At 66.4% G+C, this 20,915-nt stretch carries 13 protein-coding genes; 7 read left to right on the forward strand and 6 right to left on the reverse strand.

The annotated features are described in order from the left end of the window. Positions 1 to 31: 31 nt before the first annotated feature. Both BCHO_RS08860 and BCHO_RS06900 read right to left on the reverse strand, forming a co-directional pair. Entirely contained in the window at positions 32 to 370 is a 339-nt protein-coding gene (locus BCHO_RS08860) for a variant leucine-rich repeat-containing protein (protein WP_024541568.1), read from the reverse strand. Positions 371 to 479: 109 nt separating this feature from the next. After that, positions 480 to 1,304: a hypothetical protein gene (locus tag BCHO_RS06900; RefSeq protein WP_024541569.1), complete on the reverse strand. Its 825-nt coding sequence runs from the start codon at positions 1,302 to 1,304 to the stop codon at positions 480 to 482. Between the two features lie 525 nt (positions 1,305 to 1,829). Here BCHO_RS06900 and metG point away from each other — a divergent pair. Further along, the gene (gene metG / locus BCHO_RS06905) at positions 1,830 to 3,692 is read left to right on the forward strand and encodes a methionine--tRNA ligase (RefSeq protein ID WP_024541570.1); all 1,863 of its coding nucleotides are present in this window, start codon (positions 1,830 to 1,832) and stop codon (positions 3,690 to 3,692) included. A gap of 694 nt (positions 3,693 to 4,386) precedes the next feature. Here metG and BCHO_RS06910 read toward each other — a convergent pair. Together BCHO_RS06910 and BCHO_RS06915 are read right to left on the reverse strand one after the other, a co-directional pair. Beyond that, positions 4,387 to 6,183: an ABC transporter ATP-binding protein gene (locus tag BCHO_RS06910; RefSeq protein WP_024541571.1), complete on the reverse strand. Its 1,797-nt coding sequence runs from the start codon at positions 6,181 to 6,183 to the stop codon at positions 4,387 to 4,389. 30 nt (positions 6,184 to 6,213) lie between these two features. Next, positions 6,214 to 8,103 carry an ABC transporter ATP-binding protein gene (locus BCHO_RS06915; RefSeq protein ID WP_024541572.1) on the reverse strand — a complete coding sequence of 630 codons (1,890 nt, stop codon included), beginning with the start codon at positions 8,101 to 8,103 and terminating at the stop codon, positions 6,214 to 6,216. 334 nt (positions 8,104 to 8,437) lie between these two features. On the opposite strand from BCHO_RS06915, the gene BCHO_RS06920 reads away from it, so the two are divergent. From BCHO_RS06920 to BCHO_RS06940, 5 genes are all read left to right on the forward strand, one after another. Continuing rightward, positions 8,438 to 10,783 (forward strand): beta-L-arabinopyranosidase, encoded by a 2,346-nt coding sequence (locus BCHO_RS06920; protein WP_024541573.1) that lies wholly within the window; start codon positions 8,438 to 8,440, stop codon positions 10,781 to 10,783. After that, entirely contained in the window at positions 10,780 to 11,736 is a 957-nt protein-coding gene (locus BCHO_RS06925) for a TatD family hydrolase (protein WP_024541574.1), read from the forward strand. The genes BCHO_RS06920 and BCHO_RS06925 overlap by 4 nt, the downstream gene beginning before the upstream one ends. Before the next feature lie 260 nt (positions 11,737 to 11,996). Next, complete coding sequence (locus BCHO_RS06930) at positions 11,997 to 14,183, forward strand: KUP/HAK/KT family potassium transporter (RefSeq protein WP_024541575.1); 2,187 nt, start codon at positions 11,997 to 11,999, stop codon at positions 14,181 to 14,183. A 157-nt stretch (positions 14,184 to 14,340) separates the two neighbouring features. Continuing rightward, positions 14,341 to 15,216, forward strand: coding sequence for a class II glutamine amidotransferase (locus BCHO_RS06935; protein ID WP_024541576.1), 876 nt, complete (start codon positions 14,341 to 14,343; stop codon positions 15,214 to 15,216). A gap of 46 nt (positions 15,217 to 15,262) precedes the next feature. Further along, complete coding sequence (locus tag BCHO_RS06940; protein WP_024541577.1) at positions 15,263 to 15,976, forward strand: HD domain-containing protein; 714 nt, start codon at positions 15,263 to 15,265, stop codon at positions 15,974 to 15,976. Positions 15,977 to 16,086: 110 nt separating this feature from the next. Here the strand turns inward: BCHO_RS06940 and BCHO_RS06945 are convergent, their stop codons facing one another. Both BCHO_RS06945 and BCHO_RS06950 read right to left on the reverse strand, forming a co-directional pair. Continuing rightward, positions 16,087 to 17,322: an ATP-binding cassette domain-containing protein gene (locus BCHO_RS06945; protein WP_024541578.1), complete on the reverse strand. Its 1,236-nt coding sequence runs from the start codon at positions 17,320 to 17,322 to the stop codon at positions 16,087 to 16,089. Next, entirely contained in the window at positions 17,319 to 18,791 is a 1,473-nt protein-coding gene (locus tag BCHO_RS06950) for an ABC transporter permease (RefSeq protein WP_024541579.1), read from the reverse strand. Before BCHO_RS06950 ends, BCHO_RS06945 begins: the two co-directional genes overlap by 4 nt. A gap of 407 nt (positions 18,792 to 19,198) precedes the next feature. On the opposite strand from BCHO_RS06950, the gene BCHO_RS06955 reads away from it, so the two are divergent. Beyond that, positions 19,199 to 20,914, forward strand: coding sequence for a hypothetical protein (locus BCHO_RS06955; RefSeq protein WP_024541580.1), 1,716 nt, complete (start codon positions 19,199 to 19,201; stop codon positions 20,912 to 20,914). Position 20,915 lies beyond the last annotated feature (1 nt).

Raw genomic sequence — 20,915 nt, forward strand, 5'->3', positions numbered from 1 at the left:
GCGCGTCGCCGTCCTCGCTATGGGTGGTGGGTTATGCGCGTGCGCGGTCGACGGAGTCGAACAGCATCTGCAATGTCTCGCGCACGCCAGGACCGCCCTGCTGGGAGATGTATTCGAGCAGGTTCGCGTCGGCGGAACGGTTGACGATGACCCATTTGCGCAGATGCGGCGCGTGGCGCGCGATATGCCACAGGACCTCGATCGGCGTGTCCGGGTCGCTCGCGACCGTCGGCGTCAGACGGATCGGCGGCGCCGGCGGCGTCAGCGGCTCGACGCACGATTCGCTTGCGGCGCAATCCTCGGCTCGCGTCGATTCGAGGCGGCGATGTGCGGCGCGTGCGCGTTTCGCGCAACCGCGACGATGAGACATAGACATGGAAATCCCCCGATGGTCGTCGATAACTGGATACTGTAGCCGCCGGTGTCGAACAACGGCGGCGGTATGGGCGTCGGCGCGGCATCGGCCGCCGTCGGCGTGGTCAGGCGATGCAGGCGAAATCAGCGATCACCTCGCGCGCCCGTTGCGCCGCATGCAGGTAGGCGCAGCCCTCGAGAATGAGCAAGCAGTCTTCGATGTCGATGCTGAAATGGCGCAGCAGCTGCAGGATCAGTTCGTCGAGCGACTGCTCGTAGATGTCCTCCGGCGGGCACATCGCCAGATCGCAGACCGTGCGCTCGGGCGTCGTGACGGTCAGCGGTCCGACCGGCTGTGTCTGCTTCGGCGGGACGCGCCGCTCGCGCACGTTGATCGGGCGCCCCATCAGCGGCGCGCGGTAGTGCGTCGTCGACAGGACGTCGACGGCGCTCGGGAACTCGCCGCCGAGCCACACCCATGCCGCCGCGCGGCCGCAGGCGACGAGCTGCGGGTTCGGCAGCATCGCCGCGACGATCGCGGCGCGGCCGTACAGCGTCTCGCCATCGGCGCTGCGGTAGGCGTGGCGTTCGTCGAGCGCGACGAGCGCGCCGGCGCGCACGAGGCTGCGCATCGCGAAGGGACCGGGGAGGTTGTCGTAGGTGTACAGGACCGTCTGCGTGGTCGCGTCGTCGTCGCCGGCGCCCATATGGCGGCTCCTCGCGCCGTCCGGGGCGGTGCCGTCATGCGGCCTCCGCGTCGTGTCGTGGCGGGGGAAGAGGCCGTCGACGCCTGCGTCGTCGTAGGTGAAGCAAGCCGCCTTGCGCAGGTCGATGCACGGCTGGCGGCGCTTGTCGTCATGCGTCGAGCGCGGCCGTTCGTCGTCCGCCGGCGGCTGCCACAGCGGCAGCATCGGCTGGTAGGCCTCGGTATGCCGGTCATGAACGCCCATCGGTCATGCCTCCTCTCCTCGTCCCCGGCTCGCGCCGGCACTCGTCGGCGCGTCTGCGCACGTCCGCTCGTGATGGGCGGCGTGTCCGGCCGGGTGACGAAGCCCGTGGCGTCGGTTGCCGTCGATCGGTGGCCGGACACGCCATGCATGCGCCGTCGGCACGGGATGTGCGTCATGGCGCATGGGACGAGCGTAGGGTCGGGGCGCGCGGAGGTGCAAGGCGAGCGGCGAACAATGTGCAAATGTGGATAACCGGCGTGGGATGCCCACCGCGTGTGGATGACGATGTGGACGGGGCGGTGCGTTGTGGACATCGTCGTGGATGCATCCACACGTTATCCACATGCCGGCCGCACGGCGGTTGTTGGCGTTGCGCCATGCGGTACGCCCGGACGGGGCGGTGCGCGGATGACGGCGCGATCGCATGGGATGGGTCTGCGCGCCGGTCGCGGCGCGGCCGCACGCCGCTGCCGGCGGGGCCTCGCGTGATGCGGTGGTGTCCGCGTGCTGCCGGATAATCGGCGCATGACTCATATTATGGTGAATGTCGCTTGGCCGTATGCGAACGGCCCCCGTCATATCGGCCACGTCGCGGGCTTCGGTGTGCCTTCGGACGTCTACGCGCGCTACCAGCGCATGAAGGGCAACGACGTGCTCATGGTCTCCGGCACCGACGAGCACGGAACGCCGATCCTCGTCGAAGCGGACAAGGAAGGCGTCACCCCGCAGGAGCTCGCGGACCGCTACAACCGCGTCATCGCCTCCGATCTGTGCAAGCTCGGCCTGAGCTACGACCTGTTCACGCGCACGACGACGAAGAACCACGAACTCGTCGTCCAGGAACTGTTCCGCCAGTGCCTCAAAAACGGCTACATCTACAAGGGCACGCAGAAGGTCGCGATCTCCCCGTCGACCGGCCGCACGTTGCCGGACCGCTACATCGAAGGAGAATGCCCGATCTGCCATGCGCCGGGCGCGCGCGGCGACCAGTGCGACAACTGCGGCAATGAGCTCGACCCGGACGAGCTGATCAACCCGGTCTCGAAGATCAACGGCGAGACGCCGATCTTCCAGGAGAGCGAGCACTACTTCCTCGACCTGCCGGCGCTCGCCGATGCGAACCTCGCATGGCTCAAGACGCGTCAGGGCTGGCGCACGAACGTCCTCAACTTCTCGATCGGCCTGTTCCGCGAGGTCAAGCCGCGCGCGATCACGCGCGACATCGACTGGGGCATCCCGATCCCGGTCCCCGGCTGGATCGACAACCCGAACAAGCGCCTGTACGTGTGGTTCGACGCCGTCATCGGCTACCTGTCCGCGTCGATCGAATGGGCGCGGCGCTCCGGCGACCCCGAGGCGTGGCGCAAGTGGTGGAACGACCCGTCGACGCCCGGCTACTACTTCATGGGCAAGGACAACATCACGTTCCATTCGCAGATTTGGCCCTCCGAGATGATCGCCTACAACGGCGGCGGTTCGAAGGGCGGCGAGGCCGGCCAGCTCGGCCCGCTCAACCTGCCCGAGCAGGTCGTGGCCTCCGAGTTCATGACGATGGAGGGCAAGAAGTTCTCGTCGTCGCGCGGCATCGTCATCTACGTCAAGGACATCCTCGAACGCTATCCGGTGGACGCCGTCCGCTACTACATCTCGGTCGCCGGCCCGGAGAACTCCGACTCCGACTTCACGTGGTCCGAGTTCGTCCGCCACAACAACGAGGAGCTCGCCGCGTCGTGGGGCAACCTCATCAACCGCGTCGCGAACCTCATCGCGAAGAACTTCGGCGAAGTGCCGCCGATCGCCGAGGACAGGCTGACCGGCGAGGACCGCGCGCTGCTCGCCGAGTCCGCGGCCGCCTTCGACACCGTCGGCTCGCTCATCGAGACGCATCATCAGAAGAACGCGCTCAACGAGGCGATGCGCCTCGTCGGCGACATCAACAAGTACATCTCGGCGACCGAACCGTGGAAGATCAAGGACGATTCCGATCGTCTGGGCACGGTGCTCCATGTGGCCGCGCAGGCGGTGCTCGACGCGAACCACCTGCTCGCGCCGTTCCTGCCGCACTCGGCGCAGAAGGTGTGGGAGGCGCTCGGCGGCACCGGCACGTTCTCGCCGTTGCCGCACATCGAAGAGGTCACCGACCTTGACGACCCAGCCTTCCATTACCCGATCATCACCGGCGACTACGTGCTCGGCGAAACGCTGCGCCCGTGGAGGAGCGAACCGATCGAGGTCGGCGCGAAGGTCGCCAAGCCGACGCCGATCTTCGCGAAGATCCCGGCCGAGGCCGTCGACGAGGAGCTCGCCCGCTTCGAGACCGCGCTCAACGCGCGCCGCGAGGCCGAGGCGCAGCGCCTCGCCGCCGAGCAGGCGAAGCTCGCCGAATAAGCGACTATCGGCGGTCCGGACCGCGGTTTCGAAGGCCGGTGCGAGGATGGATATCCGTCCTGCACCGGCCTTCGCCATGCGTCGGGGAGGTCCGTCTGGCCGGTTGTGAACGTCTGCGGTGCGGTTCGTGTCGGTTGCGTTCGCGGAGATGGCCGGTTGTGAACGTTTCGGGTGCGGTTTGTGTCGGTGATGTTCGCGAAGGTGGTCGGTTGTGAACGTCTGCGGTGCGATCTGCGCCGGCGGCGTTCGCGGAGGCGGATTTCCGCGGACGCGGCAGGTTGCAGGTCGGGTGCGGCGCGTTGGCGCGCAGCGGGTTTTGCTGGAGGCGAAGGGCGTCGTGACGGTGGCGCGGCGATGGACACAACTGCGGGGCGGTGCTGGTGGAAGTGGGACAATCGTTGGAATGGCGCCGTTTTGGCGACATTGAGGTCGGCTGTGCACATGCGCGCCGCCGGCCGATTCTCCCGTTCCGCGCCTGTTTTTCAGGGAATTTTCAGAAAATCGTAGCGTCGCACTCAGCAACGGATGGTTATATGAATCCTGTCAGCGATCGCCACAGGCTCGCCGACGAGGTTCCTTCCAGAACCCCATAACTGAACCCTTCTTCTCTCTTCTCTCTATTGAAATGCCGGCGGCCTTCTCTCCGCCGGCTTTTTCTTTTCCTTTTTCTTCCCGCACCGTCCGACCTGCCCGACTATTCGATCGCGTCGGTGATCATCGCGTACTGCGATTCGACGAGGCGCCAGTAGTGGCCGCGCCTCGCCATCAGCTCGTCGTGCGTGCCCTGCTCGACGAGCTGCCCGTGGTCGATGAAGCAGATGACATCGGCGTTCTCGATCGTGCTCAGGCGGTGCGCGATGATGAAGCTCGTGCGCCCGACGAGCAGATGGTCGAGTCCCGCCTGCAGCGCCTCCTCGGTCTTCGTGTCGATGTTGCTCGTCGCCTCGTCGAGGATCAGGATCCTCGGGTCGGCGAGCAGCACGCGCGCGAAGGCGATGAGCTGGCGCTGTCCCATCGACAATGTCGCGCCGCGCTCCTCGACGACCGTGTCGTAGCCGTCCGGCAGATGCATGATGAAGTCATGCGCGTGCACGGCCTTCGCGGCGCGCTCGATCTCCTCGTCGGTCGCGTCGAGCCGCCCGTAGCGGATGTTGTCTCGGATCGTGCCGGAGAAGATGAACGTGTCCTGCAGCATGACGCCCATCTGCCGGCGCAGCGACGTGAGCGTCACGTCGCGCACGTCGTGCCCGTCGACCGTCACCGATCCATCGGCGACGTCGTAGAAGCGCGACAGCAGGTTGATGATCGTCGTCTTGCCGGCGCCGGTCGGGCCGACGAGCGCGACCGTCTGCCCGGGGGAGACGTGCAGGTCGACGAGGTTGAGGATGTTCCTGCCGTCCGGTTCGTAGCGGAACACGACGTCGTTGAAATCGACCTGCCCATGCACCGGCGGCAGCTCGACCGCGTCGGACGCATCGGTGATCTCCGGCTGCACGTCCATCGTCTCGAAGATGCGTTCGAGATACGCCGAGCAGGTGACCAGCTGGTTGTAGAAGTTGCCGATGTTGATGACCGGATTCCAGAAGTTGTTCGCATAGCCGATGAACGCGATCAACGTGCCGGTCGTCGCCGCGACGCCGGCGACGTGCATGATGCCGACGTAGTACAGCAGCGCCATCGTGCTCATCGAGATGATCTCGATGCTCGGCCACATCAGGAACTGCAGATGCACCGAGCGCATCCACGCCGTGCGCACCGCGCCCTGCTGCTCCTGGAACGTGCGGTACTGCTCCTGTTCGCGCGCGAAGGTCTGCGTCGTCTTGACGCCGGCGATCGACTCGTGGATGAAGGCGTTGAGATTGCTCTGCTTGTTGGACAGGTTCTGGTACGCCTTGCGCTGGAAGTGCTGCAGCACGCGCACGACGACGATCAGCAGCGGGAACAGCACGAGGCTCCACAATGCGAGCTTCCAGTCGATGACGAACATGATGACCAGCGTGATGACGAAGGTGAACACGTCGGAGATGACGTTGATCAGCCCCGAGCTGAGCGTGTCCGACAACGTGTTGACGTAGTTGACGACGCGGATCAGGATCTTGCCATGCGGCCGCGAATCGAAATAGCTGAACGGCAGCGTCTGGATATGCGTGAACAGGTCGCGGCGCATGTCCTTGAGCATGAGCTGCCCGACGCGCGTGATCTCCAGCGTGCGGTAGCGCAGCCCGATCTCGTACAGCACGATCAATGCGAGCATGAGCAGCGATATCCAGCCGAGCAGCGCGTAGTCGCCGTGCGGCAGCACGTCGTCGATGACGACCTTCGTCAGATACGGCACGCTCACGGCGATGCAGCTCATCGACATGACGACGGCCACGATCTTCGCGATGCGCGCGCGGTACGGCTTCATGTAGACGGTGATGCGCCTGAGGTCGCCGAGATTGATCTGCTCCTCGAGTTCCTCGTCCTCGCGGAAGGTGTTGCGTTTCGCCATCGTGTCTCCTCCTCTCTGCGTTCGCCGCGCTCAGCGCGCGTCCGTCCCGTCGTCGGTCGCATATCCCTGCGCCTGCCCGGACTGCGCGCCGAGCTGCTTGTGGTAGATCGCCCAGTATCTGCCGTGCTTGGCGACGAGTTCCTCATGGGTGCCGCGTTCGACGATGTGGCCATGCTCGAGCACGAGGATGAGGTCGCTGTCCTTGATCGACGAGATGCGGTGCGCGATCGTCACGATCGTCTTGTCGCCGTCGAGTTCGTTGAGATGCTGCCGGATCTTCGCCTCCGTCTCCATGTCGACGGCGCTCGTCGTATCGTCCATGATCAGGATCGACGGGTCGTCGGCGATCGCGCGCGCGAGGCTCAGCCGCTGCTTCTGACCGCCGGACAGGCCGACGCCGCGCTCGCCGACGACGGTGTCGTAGCCTTCGGGCATCCGCTCGATGAAGTCGTCGGCGCCGGCGATGAACGCGATGTGCCGGATGTACTCGGGCGACGGCGTGTGCGCGCCGTCGACGCCGAAGCTGATGTTGCCGCCGATCGTGTCGGAGAACAGGAACGTGTCCTGCGCGACGACGCTCACCTGCGAGCGCAATGTGCGCAGCGGCCAATCGCGCGCGTCGACGCCGTCGATGAGGACGCGCCCGCGCGTCGGGTCGTAGAAGCGCGCGATCATGTTGACGAGCGTCGATTTGCCGGCGCCGGTCTCGCCGAGGATGCCGAGGCGCGCGCCGGCCGGGATCGCGAAGTCGATGTCGGTCAGGATCGGCGTCTCCGGGTCGTCGGGGAACGCGAAGTCGACGTGTTCGAAGCGGATCGCGCCGTCGATATGGTCGGGCATCGCCGCCATGCGCGTCGTCGTACGTTCGGCGGACGCGACGGGCGCAACGGACGCAACGGACGCGTCATCGTGGTCGGCGGGCTGCGGCTCCCGGATGCGCGGCGTCGCCGTGAGCAGACGGCGGATCTTGACGCAGGAGGCGTTGAAGCGCTGCCAGTCGTTGACGAGCCAGCCGGACTGGCGGATCGGGGAGTCGATCATCCACAGATACGAGTTGAAGGCGACGAGGCCGCCGAGCGTCATGTTGCCCTTGAGCACGAGGAAGCCGCCGAGCGCGATCGTGATCAGCTGCAGCGAGAAGCCGAGGCCGTCGAGCCACGGCATGTAGCGGCGCGTGTTGCGCGCCATGTCCATGTTGCGCTCCATGTAGTCGTCGTTGCGTTCGTCGAACTTCTCCGTCTCGTAGTCCTCGCGGACGAAGGCCTTGACGACGCGGTTGCCTTCGATGTTCTCCTCGACCATCGAATTCATCGATGCGAGCGAATTGCGGATCGCGAGGAACAGCGGCTTCGCATGCTGCGACAGCTTGCGCGTGAGCACGAACAGGAACGGCGTGACGCAGGCGAGCGCCAACGCGAGCCGCCAGTCGATCGACGTCATCATGACGAGCGCACCGACGAACATGACGACGCAGTTGATCGCCTGATAGCTCACCCAGCTGAGCAGATGGCGGATCGCGTCGGTGTCCGACGTCATGCGGCTCATGATGTCGCCGGTGCGCGTGTGGTTGAAGTAGTTGAAGTCGAGCGTGTGCAGCTTCTCGTATTCGTCGCTGACGAGACGGAAGACGGTGTTCTGCCCGAAGCGCTCCATCCACATCGCGTTGCCGTAGTAGGCGGCGTCGCGCACGACTGTGACGACGATCATCAGGATGCATAGCTTGGCGAGCAGCTGCAGCTGATGCTGTTCGATGACCTGGTCGACGATGCGCGCCGAGATCAGCGGCGTGACCAGCGCCATCGCTGCACTGACGGCGTACAGCGTCAGGCCGCCGACGGCGCGCGGCAGGTCGGGCTTGCAGTAGGCCATGAGCCAGCGGAGGTTGCCGGCGTGCTCGTTGTGTTTCGGATCGACGTACATCGGTGGTGTTCATAGCTCCTGTGCGCTGTGGTTCACCGGCACGGATGGATGGTGCATTCGGCGGTAACGGTCATCCTGCATTGTTGACAGCTGTAGGAACTTAAGCAAACCGGCGCCGGCGTCGGCGTGTCGGTGGCGGTCTGAGGGCGTCGGCGCGGCGAAAGTGGTCGTGCTTCCCCCGCGTTTTCCTCGCGTGGCACAGCATGGTCAGACGTAAACAACGCATGTGCATAATGGAATGGACGAGGATGGCCGGCCATGACGGCCTTGGCCATGCGCTTGAACGAGGAAGAAGACGAGGAAGGCGACGGCGATGACTGGCGTAGTGGAGCGAATGCTGGGTGGTGAGGAACGCATCGCGGGTCGTCTGATTCCCGACGCATCCGGAAGGTTCGTCTGGGGCAACGGCGTCGTCACGATGGTGTTCGAGGCGTCGGCGGACGCGCCGGTGCGGCTCGTCGGCCTGTCGGGACGCGGCATGCGCCAGGTGGACGCGAACATTCCGGGCGAGCCCGACGCGCAGCCGATCGTCGAACTGCGCTCGTCGGTCGACGGCGGCGGCGACAACCGTCTGCAGCTCGCCGCATCGGCCGCCGGCCTCAAACTGCGCTTCGTCAAGGCGGTGCTCGTCTCGCCGCCGATGGACGAAAGCATGGGCAGCGGCCCGAACGCCAAGCCGATGGACGCGCTCGCGATCGTGCAGCGCGACCCGAACGGCGACGGCCCGCTCGTCATCTCCGTCTTCAAGACGCGCACTGGCCTGAGTGCCGTGCGCACCTACACGATGCTGCACGACGACGACGAATACCCGGTCGAGGCCGTCTCGTCGATGAACGTGACGCTGCCGCTCGCGGCCGCCCGTCTCGACGACGCGCAGACGCTCATCTACTCCGGCGAAAGCTCCTGGGACCTCGAGAATGCGTGGAGCTGCCAGCCGCTGCGCTCGACGCCGCTGCGCGACCGCGACCAGCAGATCAATCCGGGCATGTCGTCGGCGCGGTTCGCGCGCAGCTCGTCGTCGACGTGGTCGACCGGCGAATACCAGCCGGCCGGCATCGTCGAAGGCTACAGCGAGGACGCGGGCGCCCGTCCGTTCTCCTTCATGTGGCAGATCGAGCACAACGGCGCATGGGAATGGGAGATCGGCGAGGACGACCCCGGCATCCGCGTGAGCGCCTACGGCCCCGAATACCGCGACCATCAGTGGTTCACGATGCTCGGCGATGGCAATGACTTCGTCTCGGTGCCCGTCTCCTTCGCGATCTGCGGCGGCGACTGGCAGCGCGCCGTCGCCGAGATGACGGTGCACCGCCGCGCGCTGCGCCGCCACCACGCGGCCATTCAGGGCCGTTCCGACGTCTTCGACGACTCGCTGCTGCGCGTCGTCTACAACGACTATATGAACACGCTGTGGGGCGACCCGACGATCGAGAAGGAGCTGCCGCTCGTCGAAGGCGCCTCGAAGGTCGGCGCCGACGTCTTCTGCATCGACGCCGGCTGGTACGACGACGAGGACGGCGGCTGGTGGGACATGGTCGGCGAATGGCAGCCCTCCTGCGACCGTTTCGGCACGATGCGCCTCGCCGGTCTCATCCACGACATCCAGGCCCACGGCATGATCGCCGGCCTGTGGCTCGAACCGGAGGTCGTCGGCGTGCGTTCGCCACTCGCCAAGGAGCTGCCCGACGACGCGTTCTTCTGCCGCCACGGCCGCCGCATCGCCGATCAGGGACGCTACCATCTCGACTTCCGCTCGCAGGCCGCGCGCGACCATGCGAGCGCCGCCGTCGACCGGCTCATCGACGAATTCGGCATCGGCTACTTCAAATTCGACTACAACACGACGCCCGGCGTCGGCACCGACGTGAACGTCGACTCGGTCGGCGAGGGACTGCTCGAGCATTGCCGCGCCGTGCAGGACTGGATCGACGACGTGCGCCGCCGCCACCCCGACGTCATCATCGAGAACTGCGGATCCGGCGCGATGCGCGCCGACTACGCGATGCTCGGCAGGCTCGACCTGCAGTCGACCTCCGATCAGGCCGATCCGCTCGTCTACGCGGCGATCGCCGCCGGCGCCGGTATGACGGTGCTGCCCGAACAGCAGGGCAACTGGGGCTACGCGCAGGAGGAGATGGACGACGAGACCGCCGTCTTCACGCTGACCGCAGGCATCCTCGGACGTCTGTACCTGTCCGGCTTCATCAACCGCATGGACCCGATGCGCCTCGCGCTCGTGCGCGACGCCGTCACCCTGCATCGCGCGGTGCTCGACGAACAAGGCCGTCTGATGCCGTGGTGGCCTTACGAGCTGCCCGGATTCAAGGACTCGTGGCTCGCCTATGGGCTACGGCACGATGCACGGATCTCGAAGGACCTGTTCCCCGATGTCGCCGATATCATCGACGACCACGGCCACTGTGAATACCTTGCCGTGTGGCGGCGCAGCGGCGTCGAATCGATGTATCTGACACTTGGCGAAGGCGCGCATATCACGCAGGTCTTCCCCGACCCGGCACATCCGGAGCATGCGCCGAACGCACAGCCATGGACGATTGAACAGGTCGATCCGCAGACGGTGTGTCTGACGGCCGCGAACCTGGACGTGCCGTCGGCGCGCATCTTCGCGGTGACCTACGGCGACGACGCCGACGCGGCGAAGGAGGCCGAGAAGGCATGAGCAGGAAGCACCGTGACCGCAACTGGGCGCCGGCGCCCGAGGCATTGCCCGCGGACGCGCGGGTCGTCGACAACCACACGCACGTCGCATCGGTCGTGCCGTTTTCCGAGGCGATGAGCCACGAGGCGCAGGAGCGCGGGCAGGATCCGGTGCCCGTCTACAGTGTCGACGAACTGCTGCGCCAGGCGGCCGACGTCGGCGTCGAAGGCGTCATCGACTGCGGCTGCGAACTGCCGGACCTGATGACGGCCGTCGACATGGCGAGGGAACACCCGGGCAGCGTGCATGCGGCCATCGCGATCCATCCGAACGAATCGGTGCTCCACGGCCACCGCGGCGCGCCCGGTCCGGACGGGCTGCCGGTGCGTTACAAGCCGTGGCACGACGTCGGCATCGACGACGCGATCGCCGAAGTGCACCGCATCGCCGTAGCCTATCCGAAGCAGGTCGTCGCGATCGGCGAAACCGGCATGGATCTGTTCCGTACCGGCGAAAGCGCGAAGGAGCTGCAGCGCGACGCGTTCCGCGCGCATATCGCGCTCGCGAAGGAACTCGACCTGCCGATGCAGATCCATGACCGCGACGCGCACCGCGACGTCATCGAAACGCTGCTTGCCGACGGCGCGCCGCGCAGGACTGTCTTCCACAGCTATTCGGGCGACGCCGAGATGGCGAGGATCGCGCGCGAACACGGATGGTATCTGTCGCTTTCCGGCACGTCGAGCTACAAAGGCAACGACGGCATCCGCGAATCGGCGAGGATCGTGGGCCTCGACCACGTCATGGTCGAGACGGACGCGCCGTATCTGACGCCGATGCCGTATCGCGGAAGGACGAATGCGCCGTATATGATTCCATACACATTGCATTCCCTTGCCCGATATCTGCAGATGTCGGTCGAGGACGTCGCGAGGGCGACGCGGGCCACGACCCGCGAGGTATACGGCGTCTGAACAACGGGGCGCGTCGCCGTGCGCCGTGTCCTGCGCATCGGTGCGCGGCGGCGCCGGCGGCGGATTGTAGGCGTCGCCGTGGACCGTACGGGCGCCGGTGTGCTGTAAGCAAAGGTAGTGTTGGGGCGCCGGCGCGGCGCGATATCATTCCCTATTGCATATTTTGCAAGTGCGGATCCGCGCGGCTGAAGGAATGCGAGCAAGGACGGGGCGAACCCGGTGATGCGGGCGGCTGGATCCTGCTCGTGAAAGGAACCGTGATGGCTGAAAGGCCGGATGACAACGGCGAGGACACGCTGCTCAAGCGCGCCGCGCAGTATACGAAGGCTCCGAAGGTCTCGCACAAGGTGCTGACCAAGCAGGAGCGCGAGGAGATCCTCAAGGAGCACAGGCTCAAGCAGGCGCAGGCCGAGCGTCTGGAATCGACGAGCACGTCGGGCCCCATCGGACGTGCATGGCGCAAACTCCAATCGAGCCCCGACAAGGTCTCGCTCGCTATGGCGCTCGTCGCGCTCGGCGTCGTGTACGGCGACATCGGCACGTCGCCGCTCTACACGATGCAGACCTTCCTCTACGGGCGCGGAGGCATGGCGAACACGACCGACGGATCGGTCATCGGCATGCTGTCGCTCGTGTTCTGGTCGATGACGCTCGTCACGACGGTCGAATACGTGCTCATCTGCATGCGCGCGGACAACCACGGCGAAGGAGGCATCCTCGCGCTCTATTCGCGCCTGCGCCGCTACGGCAAATGGCTCGCCGTGCCGGCGATGATCGGCGGCGCCGCGTTCCTGGCGGATTCGGTGCTCACGCCGGCGATGTCGATCAGCTCGGCCGTCGAAGGCCTGACGACGCTGCCGGGGCTGGAACGGCTCTTCGAGGAGAACACCGGGCTCACCGAGATGATCGCCCTCGTCATCCTGGTGTGTGTGTTCGCGGTCCAGTCGCGCGGCACCGAGAGCATCGGCCGCGTCTTCGGTTCGATCGTGCTCGTCTGGTTCCTGTTCATCGGCGTCGTGGGACTGGTGAACATGTCCAACGACTGGAGCGTGCTGCGCGCGCTCAACCCGGTGCATGGCGTCGCGTTCCTGTTCAGCGGGCAGAACGTCGCCGGCATCGCGCTGATGGGCACCGTCTTCCTGTCCATCACCGGCGCCGAGGCGCTGTACTCGGACATGGGCCATGTGGGGCGCGGCAACATCTACCTGACGTGGCCTTTTGTCAACCTCTCCCTCGTGCTGTGCTATTTCGGCCAGGGCGCGTGGATCATGGACCATGCCGGTGACGCCGCCTACATGAAGTCGGTGCCGAACCCGTTCTTCGCGATGATGACGCCGGGCGTGCGCGGCGTGGCCGTCGTGCTTTCGGTGGTCGCCGGCATCATCGCCTCGCAGGCGCTCATTTCCGGCGCGTTCACGATCGTCTCGGAGGCGACCGGCCTCAACTGGATGCCGCATATGCAGGTGCGCTATCCGTCGCGTACGCGCGGGCAGCTGTACATTCCGATGATCAACGCCGTGCTGTGCGTCTCGACGGTGTCCGTGCTGCTGATCTTCCATGATTCCGAACACATCGCCGCCGCCTACGGTCTGGCGCTCACCGTCACGATGATCATGACCTCGGTGCTCGTGACCGTCTATCTGTGGCATCTGCGCTCCCGGTTCGCGGCCGTGCTGTTCGCGATCGTGTTCCCGTCGATCATGGTCATGTTCTTCGTCGCGTCGATGGCGAAGTTCCTGCACGGCGGCTGGTTCACGATGATGCTCATGCTCGCGATCCTCGGCGTCATGTACACATGGGACCAGGGCACGATGCTCGAACGCGCGCAGCGGCGCCATATGAGCCCCAAGGAATGCCTTCCGGTGCTCCAACGGCTGCATGAGGACGCGACGGTGCCGTACTATTCGGACAACATCGTCTACCTGACGAGCGATCAGGAGATGTGCCGCTTCGACACGGACATCTTCTTCTCGATCTTCGCGAACCACCCGAAGCGAGCGCGCGCATGGTGGGCCGTCTCCGTGGAGACCGCCGACGAGCCGTTCACGCGCGAATACTCGGTGGAGACCTTCGGCACCGATTACGTGTTCCGTGTGCGCATGCGCCTCGGCTTCAAGGTCTCGCAGTCGATCCCGGCGTACCTGCATCAGATCATGCACGACCTGCTGCGCTCGGGCGAACTGCCGAAGCAGACGACGCACTATCCGAAGGTGGATGCCGATCCCGAGATCGGACCGATCCGTTACGTGCTGATCCATAAGGAGCTCATGCCCGAATCGAAGGTGTCATCCGGCGGGGCGATGGCGCTGCGCGTCAAGTACGCGATCCGTCATGTGGCCGGCTCGCCGATCAAATGGTTCGGCCTGGCGCCGTACGACCCGGTCACCGAGGTGCAGCCGCTCTTCCTGTCCACGGTGCGCCCGCCGCGCCTCAAGCGCATCATGTGACGTCCGCGACGGCGTGTCGGCGGCCGGCAGGTCCGGCCGCCGACACCGGCCGCAACGGCGTCCCCCGGGCGGTTTTGAGGCCGCTAGAAGTACGATTAATAGCGAAAATGCGAGAAAAGCGCGCATCGGCAACAGACAGCGGTTACAGTAACGTCTCATGTGCAGATTGCTTGGATACGCCACGAACGATGTCAACGCGAGCCTTCATCAGGTGCTTGGCATGCGCGAGTGCGCCGCGTTCCGCGATCTGAGCGTCATCCACAATGACGGCTGGGGCGCCGCGCTCATCACCGAACCGGCGGCCGCGGCGCATGTGACCGACGGCGGCGCGCCGTCCCCGGAGACCGGATCGGCGCTGTACCGCAACACGATCGCCGCCCACTACGACCCGATCTTCGACGAACTGGCGTCAGTCGGCGCACGCAGCGCGCTGTTCCATCTGCGGCTCGCCAGCTCCAACCTGCCGCTCATCCTCGAAAACCAGCATCCGTTCTTCGCGAACGGGCTGAGCTTCATCCACAACGGCGACATCTCCGACGCGCAGGGCCGCAACATCACGGCGAACCGTTCGTATCCGATCGACCACAGCCTCGTGCAGGAGACCGGCGGCCGTTCCGACTCGGCGATCTACTTCGCGACGGTGCTGCAATACCTGGGCGTCGGCTACGAACTCGAGGAGGCGCTCGCGCAGGCCGTCAAGGAGCTGCGCGCCGCGTATCCGGACAGCAGCTACAACTGCATGATCCAAAGCAAGGACACGTTCATCGCGTTGCGCGCCGAGAGCGGCAAGCCGACACGCCAAGGCGTCGTGGACGTCTACGCGCGCCATGGGCGCGCCGACGAAGCCGAGGACTACGCGGTGCTGCGCTACCGCGACCTCGGCGGCACGGTGGACGGCGCTGCGATGCGCGGCGTCGTCGTGACGAGCTCCGGCTATGCGCAGCCGGAGTCGGAAGGCTGGCGCGAGCTCGGCAACAACCGGATGATCGTCGCGTCCAACCGCACCGGCGCCTACCGCATCCGTTCGATCTGAACGTCGTTCCACCGGGATAATGCGCCTGCGGCGCTACGATGGCGGTATGACCGGAACGATTCCCACACTTGAGCAGATCGACGCGCTACACCGCAAGGTCGCGCCGTCGCAGGCCGCATACGATCTCATCCACACCCATTGCGTCATCGTCGCCGACATCACGCGCCGCCTCGCGCATCGGCAGAACGCGTTGTTCATGCGCCGCTGCACGTTGCCTGACGCGCGCGCCGAACAGACCGACGTGCCGCCGACCGACGGCATCGCCGGCGGCCTCGTGCCGCCGCGGTACATCGACGTCGACACGGCGGTGCGCGGCGCGATGGTGCATGACATCGGCACCTATCTGGTGCTCCGGGAGAACGGCGCGGACGGCGGTCCGCTCAAGTTCGGCGACAACTACATCGAACACGGACTGCTCGGCTACCAGCTGCTGCTCGACGAAGGCGTCGACGAGTCGATCGCGCAGTTCGCGCGCAACCACACCGGTGTCGGGCTCACCAGGGAGGCGGTCGAACGGCAGCATCTGCCGCTGCCGCCGGACGACTACGTGCCGGTCAACCTCGAACAGGAGATCGTCATGGTCGCCGACAAATACAACAGCAAATCGATGCCGCCGCGTTTCCTGACGGCCGCGACCTACGCGCGCAAGGCGGCGCGCTTCGGCGAAGCCAACCGCGACGAATGGCTCGGGCTCGTGCGCAAATACGGCGAGCCGCCGGTCGCCGAACTCGCCGCGCACTACCATCAGAAGCTGACCTGAGCGCGGCGGCTGTCTGGGCGGCGCGACGCCGTGATATACGAATTGCCCGGAGGATCGCGGAGGATCCTCCGGGCAATTCTCGCCGTCATGGCGACGCCGTGTCGCGCCGCTCAGCGCAGATCGATCGTCTCGTCGAGGTGGGCGGCGACCTGCGGGTCGGCGGTGACGACGATGACGGTGCGCGCCTTCGCATCCGTGTGCAGTTGCGCACGAAGCAGATCGAGGATCGTCGCCGCGTCCGCGTCGTCGAGCCTGGCCGTCGGCTCGTCGGCGATGACGATGTCCGGATCGTTCGCGATCGCGCGGGCGACGGCCACGCGCGCCGCGTCGACGGCGTCGAGATCGCGTACACAGGTGCGCGAACGGTCGGCTGTTTCGATCGCGGCGGCGTCATCAGCGCAGTCGCCGGCGTCGTCGGTGTCCGCGGCGCCGAAGCCGACCGCGCGCAGCAGGTCCTGCGCGACGACCGGGATCGGCTTGAGGAAGTTGCGGCCGGACGCGTCCATCGTGTAGATGAGGTTGTCGGCGGCGCTCAGCTCGAGGCGCAGCGGCCACATCGCGAGGATCGCGCCGATGCGGTGCCCGCGCAGTTCGAGCGGGCTGAGTTCGGCGAAGGACGTCGTCTTCGTGAGCACGCGGCCGCGCGTCGGTGTCAGGAAGCCGGTGAGCATCGCGACGAGCGTGTTGTGGCGGCGGTCGTCATCACGGTCCGCGAGGATGGCGTAGCTGCGGCCGGCCTCGCAGCGCAGCGTCAGATCGTCCCAGATGTGTTCGCCGGTCTTGCGGTCGTCGACGCCGACGCCGTCGAAGGCGAGCATCGGGTAAGCGCGGAACACGGCGTCGTCGGCGTCGCGCGAGCCGTGACGGATCTCCTGGTCGAGCGTCGCCGACACCGATGCGGACAGCGTCGCCGCGTCGCCGTCGGTCGCGTCGGCGTCGGTGTCGGCGGTCGCGTCGTCGGCGGTGCCGGCGTCTGCATCGTCGGTGGTGGCGTCGTTGTCGTCTGCATCGTCGTCGGGGGAGGCGGCGAGGTCCTCGGCGAGTTCCTCGACGCCGCTTGTGCCGTCGATCGCGATGCTCGGCGCGTCGTCGTAGTCGATCGTGTAGGTGACGCTGAGCGCGTCGTCGGAGACCGCGGTCGGGTCGGTCGCGGAGGCCTCGGTTGCGCAGGCGGCATCCGTGTCAGTGACCGCAGTCGCGTCGGAAGATGCGGCCGCCGTGTTGTCATCGGTCGGCATCGCATCGGCTGGGGTGGTTGTCGCATCGTCGGCGGTCGGCGTCGCGGCGGTATCCGTCACAGCCTCGTCGGCGTCCTGCGCCGGCGTCGTCGTATGTTCGTCGGTCATGCCTGCTCCTTCTTCGTCGACGTTGCATCCGTCGTCGATGTCGTGTCCGCTGTCGACTCCGCGTCCTTCGTCGACTCCGCCTCGTCGTCCGTATCGCTGTGGCCGATCGCGTCGTCGTCGCCTTCGTCCGTGTCGTTTTCGGAGGCCTTCGCGTCGTCATGCGCAAGATACGGCGACGCGAACAGCTGCGCGGTCGGGAACGCGGCGACGCGCACGCCGGCGATCGCCGCGAGCACAAGGCAGCCGGCGGCGCTTATCCAGATGAGGTTCCACACGAGCGCGGCCGGAAGCGTGAAGCTGTGGCCGTCGACGAAGTTGCCGGCGAGCGGATTCGCCGTGCAGCAGCCGATGATCAGGCCGATCGCGGCGCCGAGCAGCGTCGGCCACAGGATCTCGTTCATGAACTGCCATGCGAGGCGCCCCTTCGTGACGCCCACCTGCAGCGCGAAGCCGATCTCCTCGCGCCGCGGCAGCGCCTGCAGCAGCGTGAGCGCGAGCAGCAGCGCGCCGCCGATCGACCACAGCAGGATCAGCGTCAGCCGCATGGTCGAGGCGAGCGAGTCGAGCGGCTCGAGCGAACGCTCGTACTGGTCGATCGTCGGAGAGGAGAGCCGGTAGCCGCTCGGTAGTTTGACGTCCTTGACCGCCTGCTTGAAGGCCTCGTACTGCTCGACGCCCTGGAACATGAAGACGACGTTGACGTCGGGGCGCTGCCAGCCGGAGGCATCGAGCGGGTCGAGGTCGTCGGCGGCGAAGGAATAGTAGGTCGTGTAGAGCACGTTGTCCGGCACGTCCTTCGCGAAGGGCGCGGCGCCCTCGGCCGGTGCCGTGTACTCGTACAGGCCGCACACCGTGTACGTGTAGGTCGTCTTCGCGTCCTTCGCGTTGCCGAGCGTGACCTCGTCGCCGACCTTGATGCCGTTCTTGTCGGCGAGCGCCTTCGACATGATGAGGTCGTGCCGGGTGACGTCCTCGTAGCCGAGACCCTTGCCGTCCACGATCCGGTAGGTGCCGTAGCTGTTCGCCGGGACGGCCTGCTCGCTGAGGAAGGACTGGAGCGTGAAGTCGCCGCCGGTCTCGTCGGTGCCTGCATCCGGCTGCTGCGCGCCGGCGACCGGCTTGAGCTTGTCGCCGCCGCGCACCGGCACCGAGTCGATGAGCGTGTAGCCGAAGGTCGCGTTCTTCTCGTTGGCGGCGGCGCCGATGCCGTTGTAGTCGTCCCACGTCATGTAGTTCTTCGTCGAATCGGCGTTGTCGCCCTGCGCCCGCGCCTTGCTCAGGTCGCTTGGCGTGAAGACGCCGAGCGGCGTCAATTGGTCGTAGCGCGCGCCATGCGCTTCGTCGTACTCGTGCAGCACGGCCACGCCGAAGGCCGACCAGAGGGTGACCAGCAGGCTGACGACGATCGTCAGTACGGTCCTCCAAGGGTGACGGCGCAGCGCGGACCATGCGTTCTTCGCAACGAACATCCGTTGTCTCCCGTTGATTGTTCCCGATGTGCGCGTTCCGGGGATCGCGCACGTTCACTACCGTGATTGTATCTAGCAAGGCGGTCTGAACGATGCCTGAATGGCCACGGCTTCGCGCACGGTGAGCGTCGCGGCGAACCGACAGTCGCCGTCACATCCGAGCGCGCCGTCGTGGCGTGTCATGACGTGTTGCGTTGCGACGTGCCGTGGCGTGCTCGGTCGTCGCCGCGGACACCGGTTATCCACATTCGTCGGCGCATTGTGGATGACACGCCCGTTCTCCACTTATCCACAGTTTTTCCGATGCCGTTGGCGGCGCGCGGCGGCGCCATGCGAGGGTGGGCAGGGACGTCGGCGATGGCCGCCGACGGTGTGGCAGCCGCATTCCGCGGCGGTAAGGAGCACCCATGCGCGATACCTACACCTTCGATTCCGAGGCGTTTCTGGCGACGCTCGCCGCGCTGTCCTCACGCTTCGAACAGGTCGTCGCATCGTCGGCGCTGTCGTTCGACGGCATCGACGACGACGCCAACCCGATCCAGCATCCGGAACATCGTTGTGACGGCCTTGCGAAGATCGCCGACGTCGCTGCGGCGGGCACGGCGGCCGCTGCGGGCGACGTCGTCGGCGCCGACGGCCAATCGCGCGACGAACGCGGCGGCGTGCGCGAACGGATGCGCAACAGCGAAGGAAAGGTGGATTCGCGCATCCTCGAGCTCGCGGCGGAACTGTTCGGCGGCACCTGCTGGGCGTCGCTGATCGGCGTCGCATCGCTCGCCTTCGACGACGCCGTCGTCGACACGGCGCGCGCGTTCATGATGCAGGCGGCGCGCTGCGTGCGGCGCAACGGACTGGCCGTCTGGCTGCACGGCCTCATCGCCGATGCGTCGTCGGCGAAACTGCTCGGCAAGCCGAGTCCGATGATGCCGATGACGATCCGTCCGATGAGCCGCATCCAGATGCACCGTTGGGTCAGTTCCGACGCGGCGCACCACTACGGCACGCGCAAGCAGCGTCTCGAGGACATCGACGAATACCGCAAGCAGGCATATCGGCTCACCGCGTACTGCCTGCTGCGCTGGGGTACGCCGATCGACGAATGCAACAACATCGCGTCGCTGATGCTGTCCGACCCGAAGTTCGGCGTCAGTCTGCTGCGTCAGGACCCGAATCTGCTGCTGCAGGGCGTCGCCCCCGACCGTCGCATGGGCCGTGTGCTCGCCTATGTGCGGCATCTGCGCGTGCAGGCCGACATCTACTATGCGCGCGCCGTGCAGCGGCACTGGGATCTGCCGCAGCTCGACCCGGCCAACCACACCGAGGCGACGGCGGCGATGGACCGGCGGTATCTGTACGACGCGCACCGGCTCGTCGTCTCCTACCGCGCATTGTGGGACCGCGACGTGCCGAAGGCCGACGCCGTGCTCGCCGAGGTCATGCAGACGCAGGAGTATCCGCGCATGAAGCTGTGGGAGAATCCGGTGTATCTGCGCGACGTGGCGCGTTCGCTCGTCGGGACGTCATTGTCCGCCGACCTCGTCGAAGGCTTCGAGACGCGCGACGTGCAGCGTTTCGAAGCGGGCGTCGCACGCCTGCGCACCGTGGCGAAGATGGTCGACACGATGACGCTGCTGCTGATGCCGATCGCGTTGTCCGACTCGCACGAGCCGCAATGGGCGCAGATGAACCGCGGCGGCTACCGTTCGCGCACGCAGGCGTGGCGGCTGTACTGCGACGTCGGCGCAGACCTCGCGCTCGTCGTGCTGGACCGCATCGACCGCGGCGACGACCGCTACCGCGCCGATGCCGCCGCCGCGCTGATGCAGCTCGACGTGCAGGCTTACTGCGAGATGACGATTCCACTGTTCCAACCGCAGGACGTCGGCGATGCGAAGCCGGATGAGGATGTGCGGGCCGGCGGTGACGTGCGGAAGCATGGTGATGCGCGAAACGGCGGCACGCGAAACGACGTTGCGCCGCCGGACGCCGTAACCGCGCGGATGGATGGCGGTGCCGAAGTCGCCGAAGGTGCGATGGCTCACGCGGCAATCGAGACGGCAATCGGTGAGGTCGCGGCTGCGCATCCGGCCGACGAACGCGAACGGGTGGACGTCGTCGCCTGAC

This window comes from Bifidobacterium choerinum, assembly GCF_000741135.1.
Classification (GTDB): domain Bacteria; phylum Actinomycetota; class Actinomycetes; order Actinomycetales; family Bifidobacteriaceae; genus Bifidobacterium; species Bifidobacterium choerinum.

Bases quoted from the DNA above. Each gene is read 5' to 3' on its own strand.
- BCHO_RS06920 (WP_024541573.1), top strand. From the start codon at position 8,438: ATGCTGGGTGGTGAGGAACGCATCGCGGGTCGTCTGATTCCCGACGCA.
- BCHO_RS06900 (WP_024541569.1), bottom strand. From the start codon at position 1,304: ATGGGCGTTCATGACCGGCATACCGAGGCCTACCAGCCGATGCTGCCG.
- BCHO_RS06940 (WP_024541577.1), top strand. From the start codon at position 15,263: ATGACCGGAACGATTCCCACACTTGAGCAGATCGACGCGCTACACCGC.
- BCHO_RS06955 (WP_024541580.1), top strand. From the start codon at position 19,199: ATGCGCGATACCTACACCTTCGATTCCGAGGCGTTTCTGGCGACGCTC.
- BCHO_RS06930 (WP_024541575.1), top strand. From the start codon at position 11,997: ATGGCTGAAAGGCCGGATGACAACGGCGAGGACACGCTGCTCAAGCGC.
- BCHO_RS06910 (WP_024541571.1), bottom strand. From the start codon at position 6,183: ATGGCGAAACGCAACACCTTCCGCGAGGACGAGGAACTCGAGGAGCAG.
- BCHO_RS06945 (WP_024541578.1), bottom strand. From the start codon at position 17,322: ATGACCGACGAACATACGACGACGCCGGCGCAGGACGCCGACGAGGCT.
- BCHO_RS06950 (WP_024541579.1), bottom strand. From the start codon at position 18,791: ATGTTCGTTGCGAAGAACGCATGGTCCGCGCTGCGCCGTCACCCTTGG.
- BCHO_RS06935 (WP_024541576.1), top strand. From the start codon at position 14,341: ATGTGCAGATTGCTTGGATACGCCACGAACGATGTCAACGCGAGCCTT.
- BCHO_RS08860 (WP_024541568.1), bottom strand. From the start codon at position 370: ATGTCTCATCGTCGCGGTTGCGCGAAACGCGCACGCGCCGCACATCGC.
- metG (WP_024541570.1), top strand. From the start codon at position 1,830: ATGACTCATATTATGGTGAATGTCGCTTGGCCGTATGCGAACGGCCCC.
- BCHO_RS06915 (WP_024541572.1), bottom strand. From the start codon at position 8,103: ATGTACGTCGATCCGAAACACAACGAGCACGCCGGCAACCTCCGCTGG.
- BCHO_RS06925 (WP_024541574.1), top strand. From the start codon at position 10,780: ATGAGCAGGAAGCACCGTGACCGCAACTGGGCGCCGGCGCCCGAGGCA.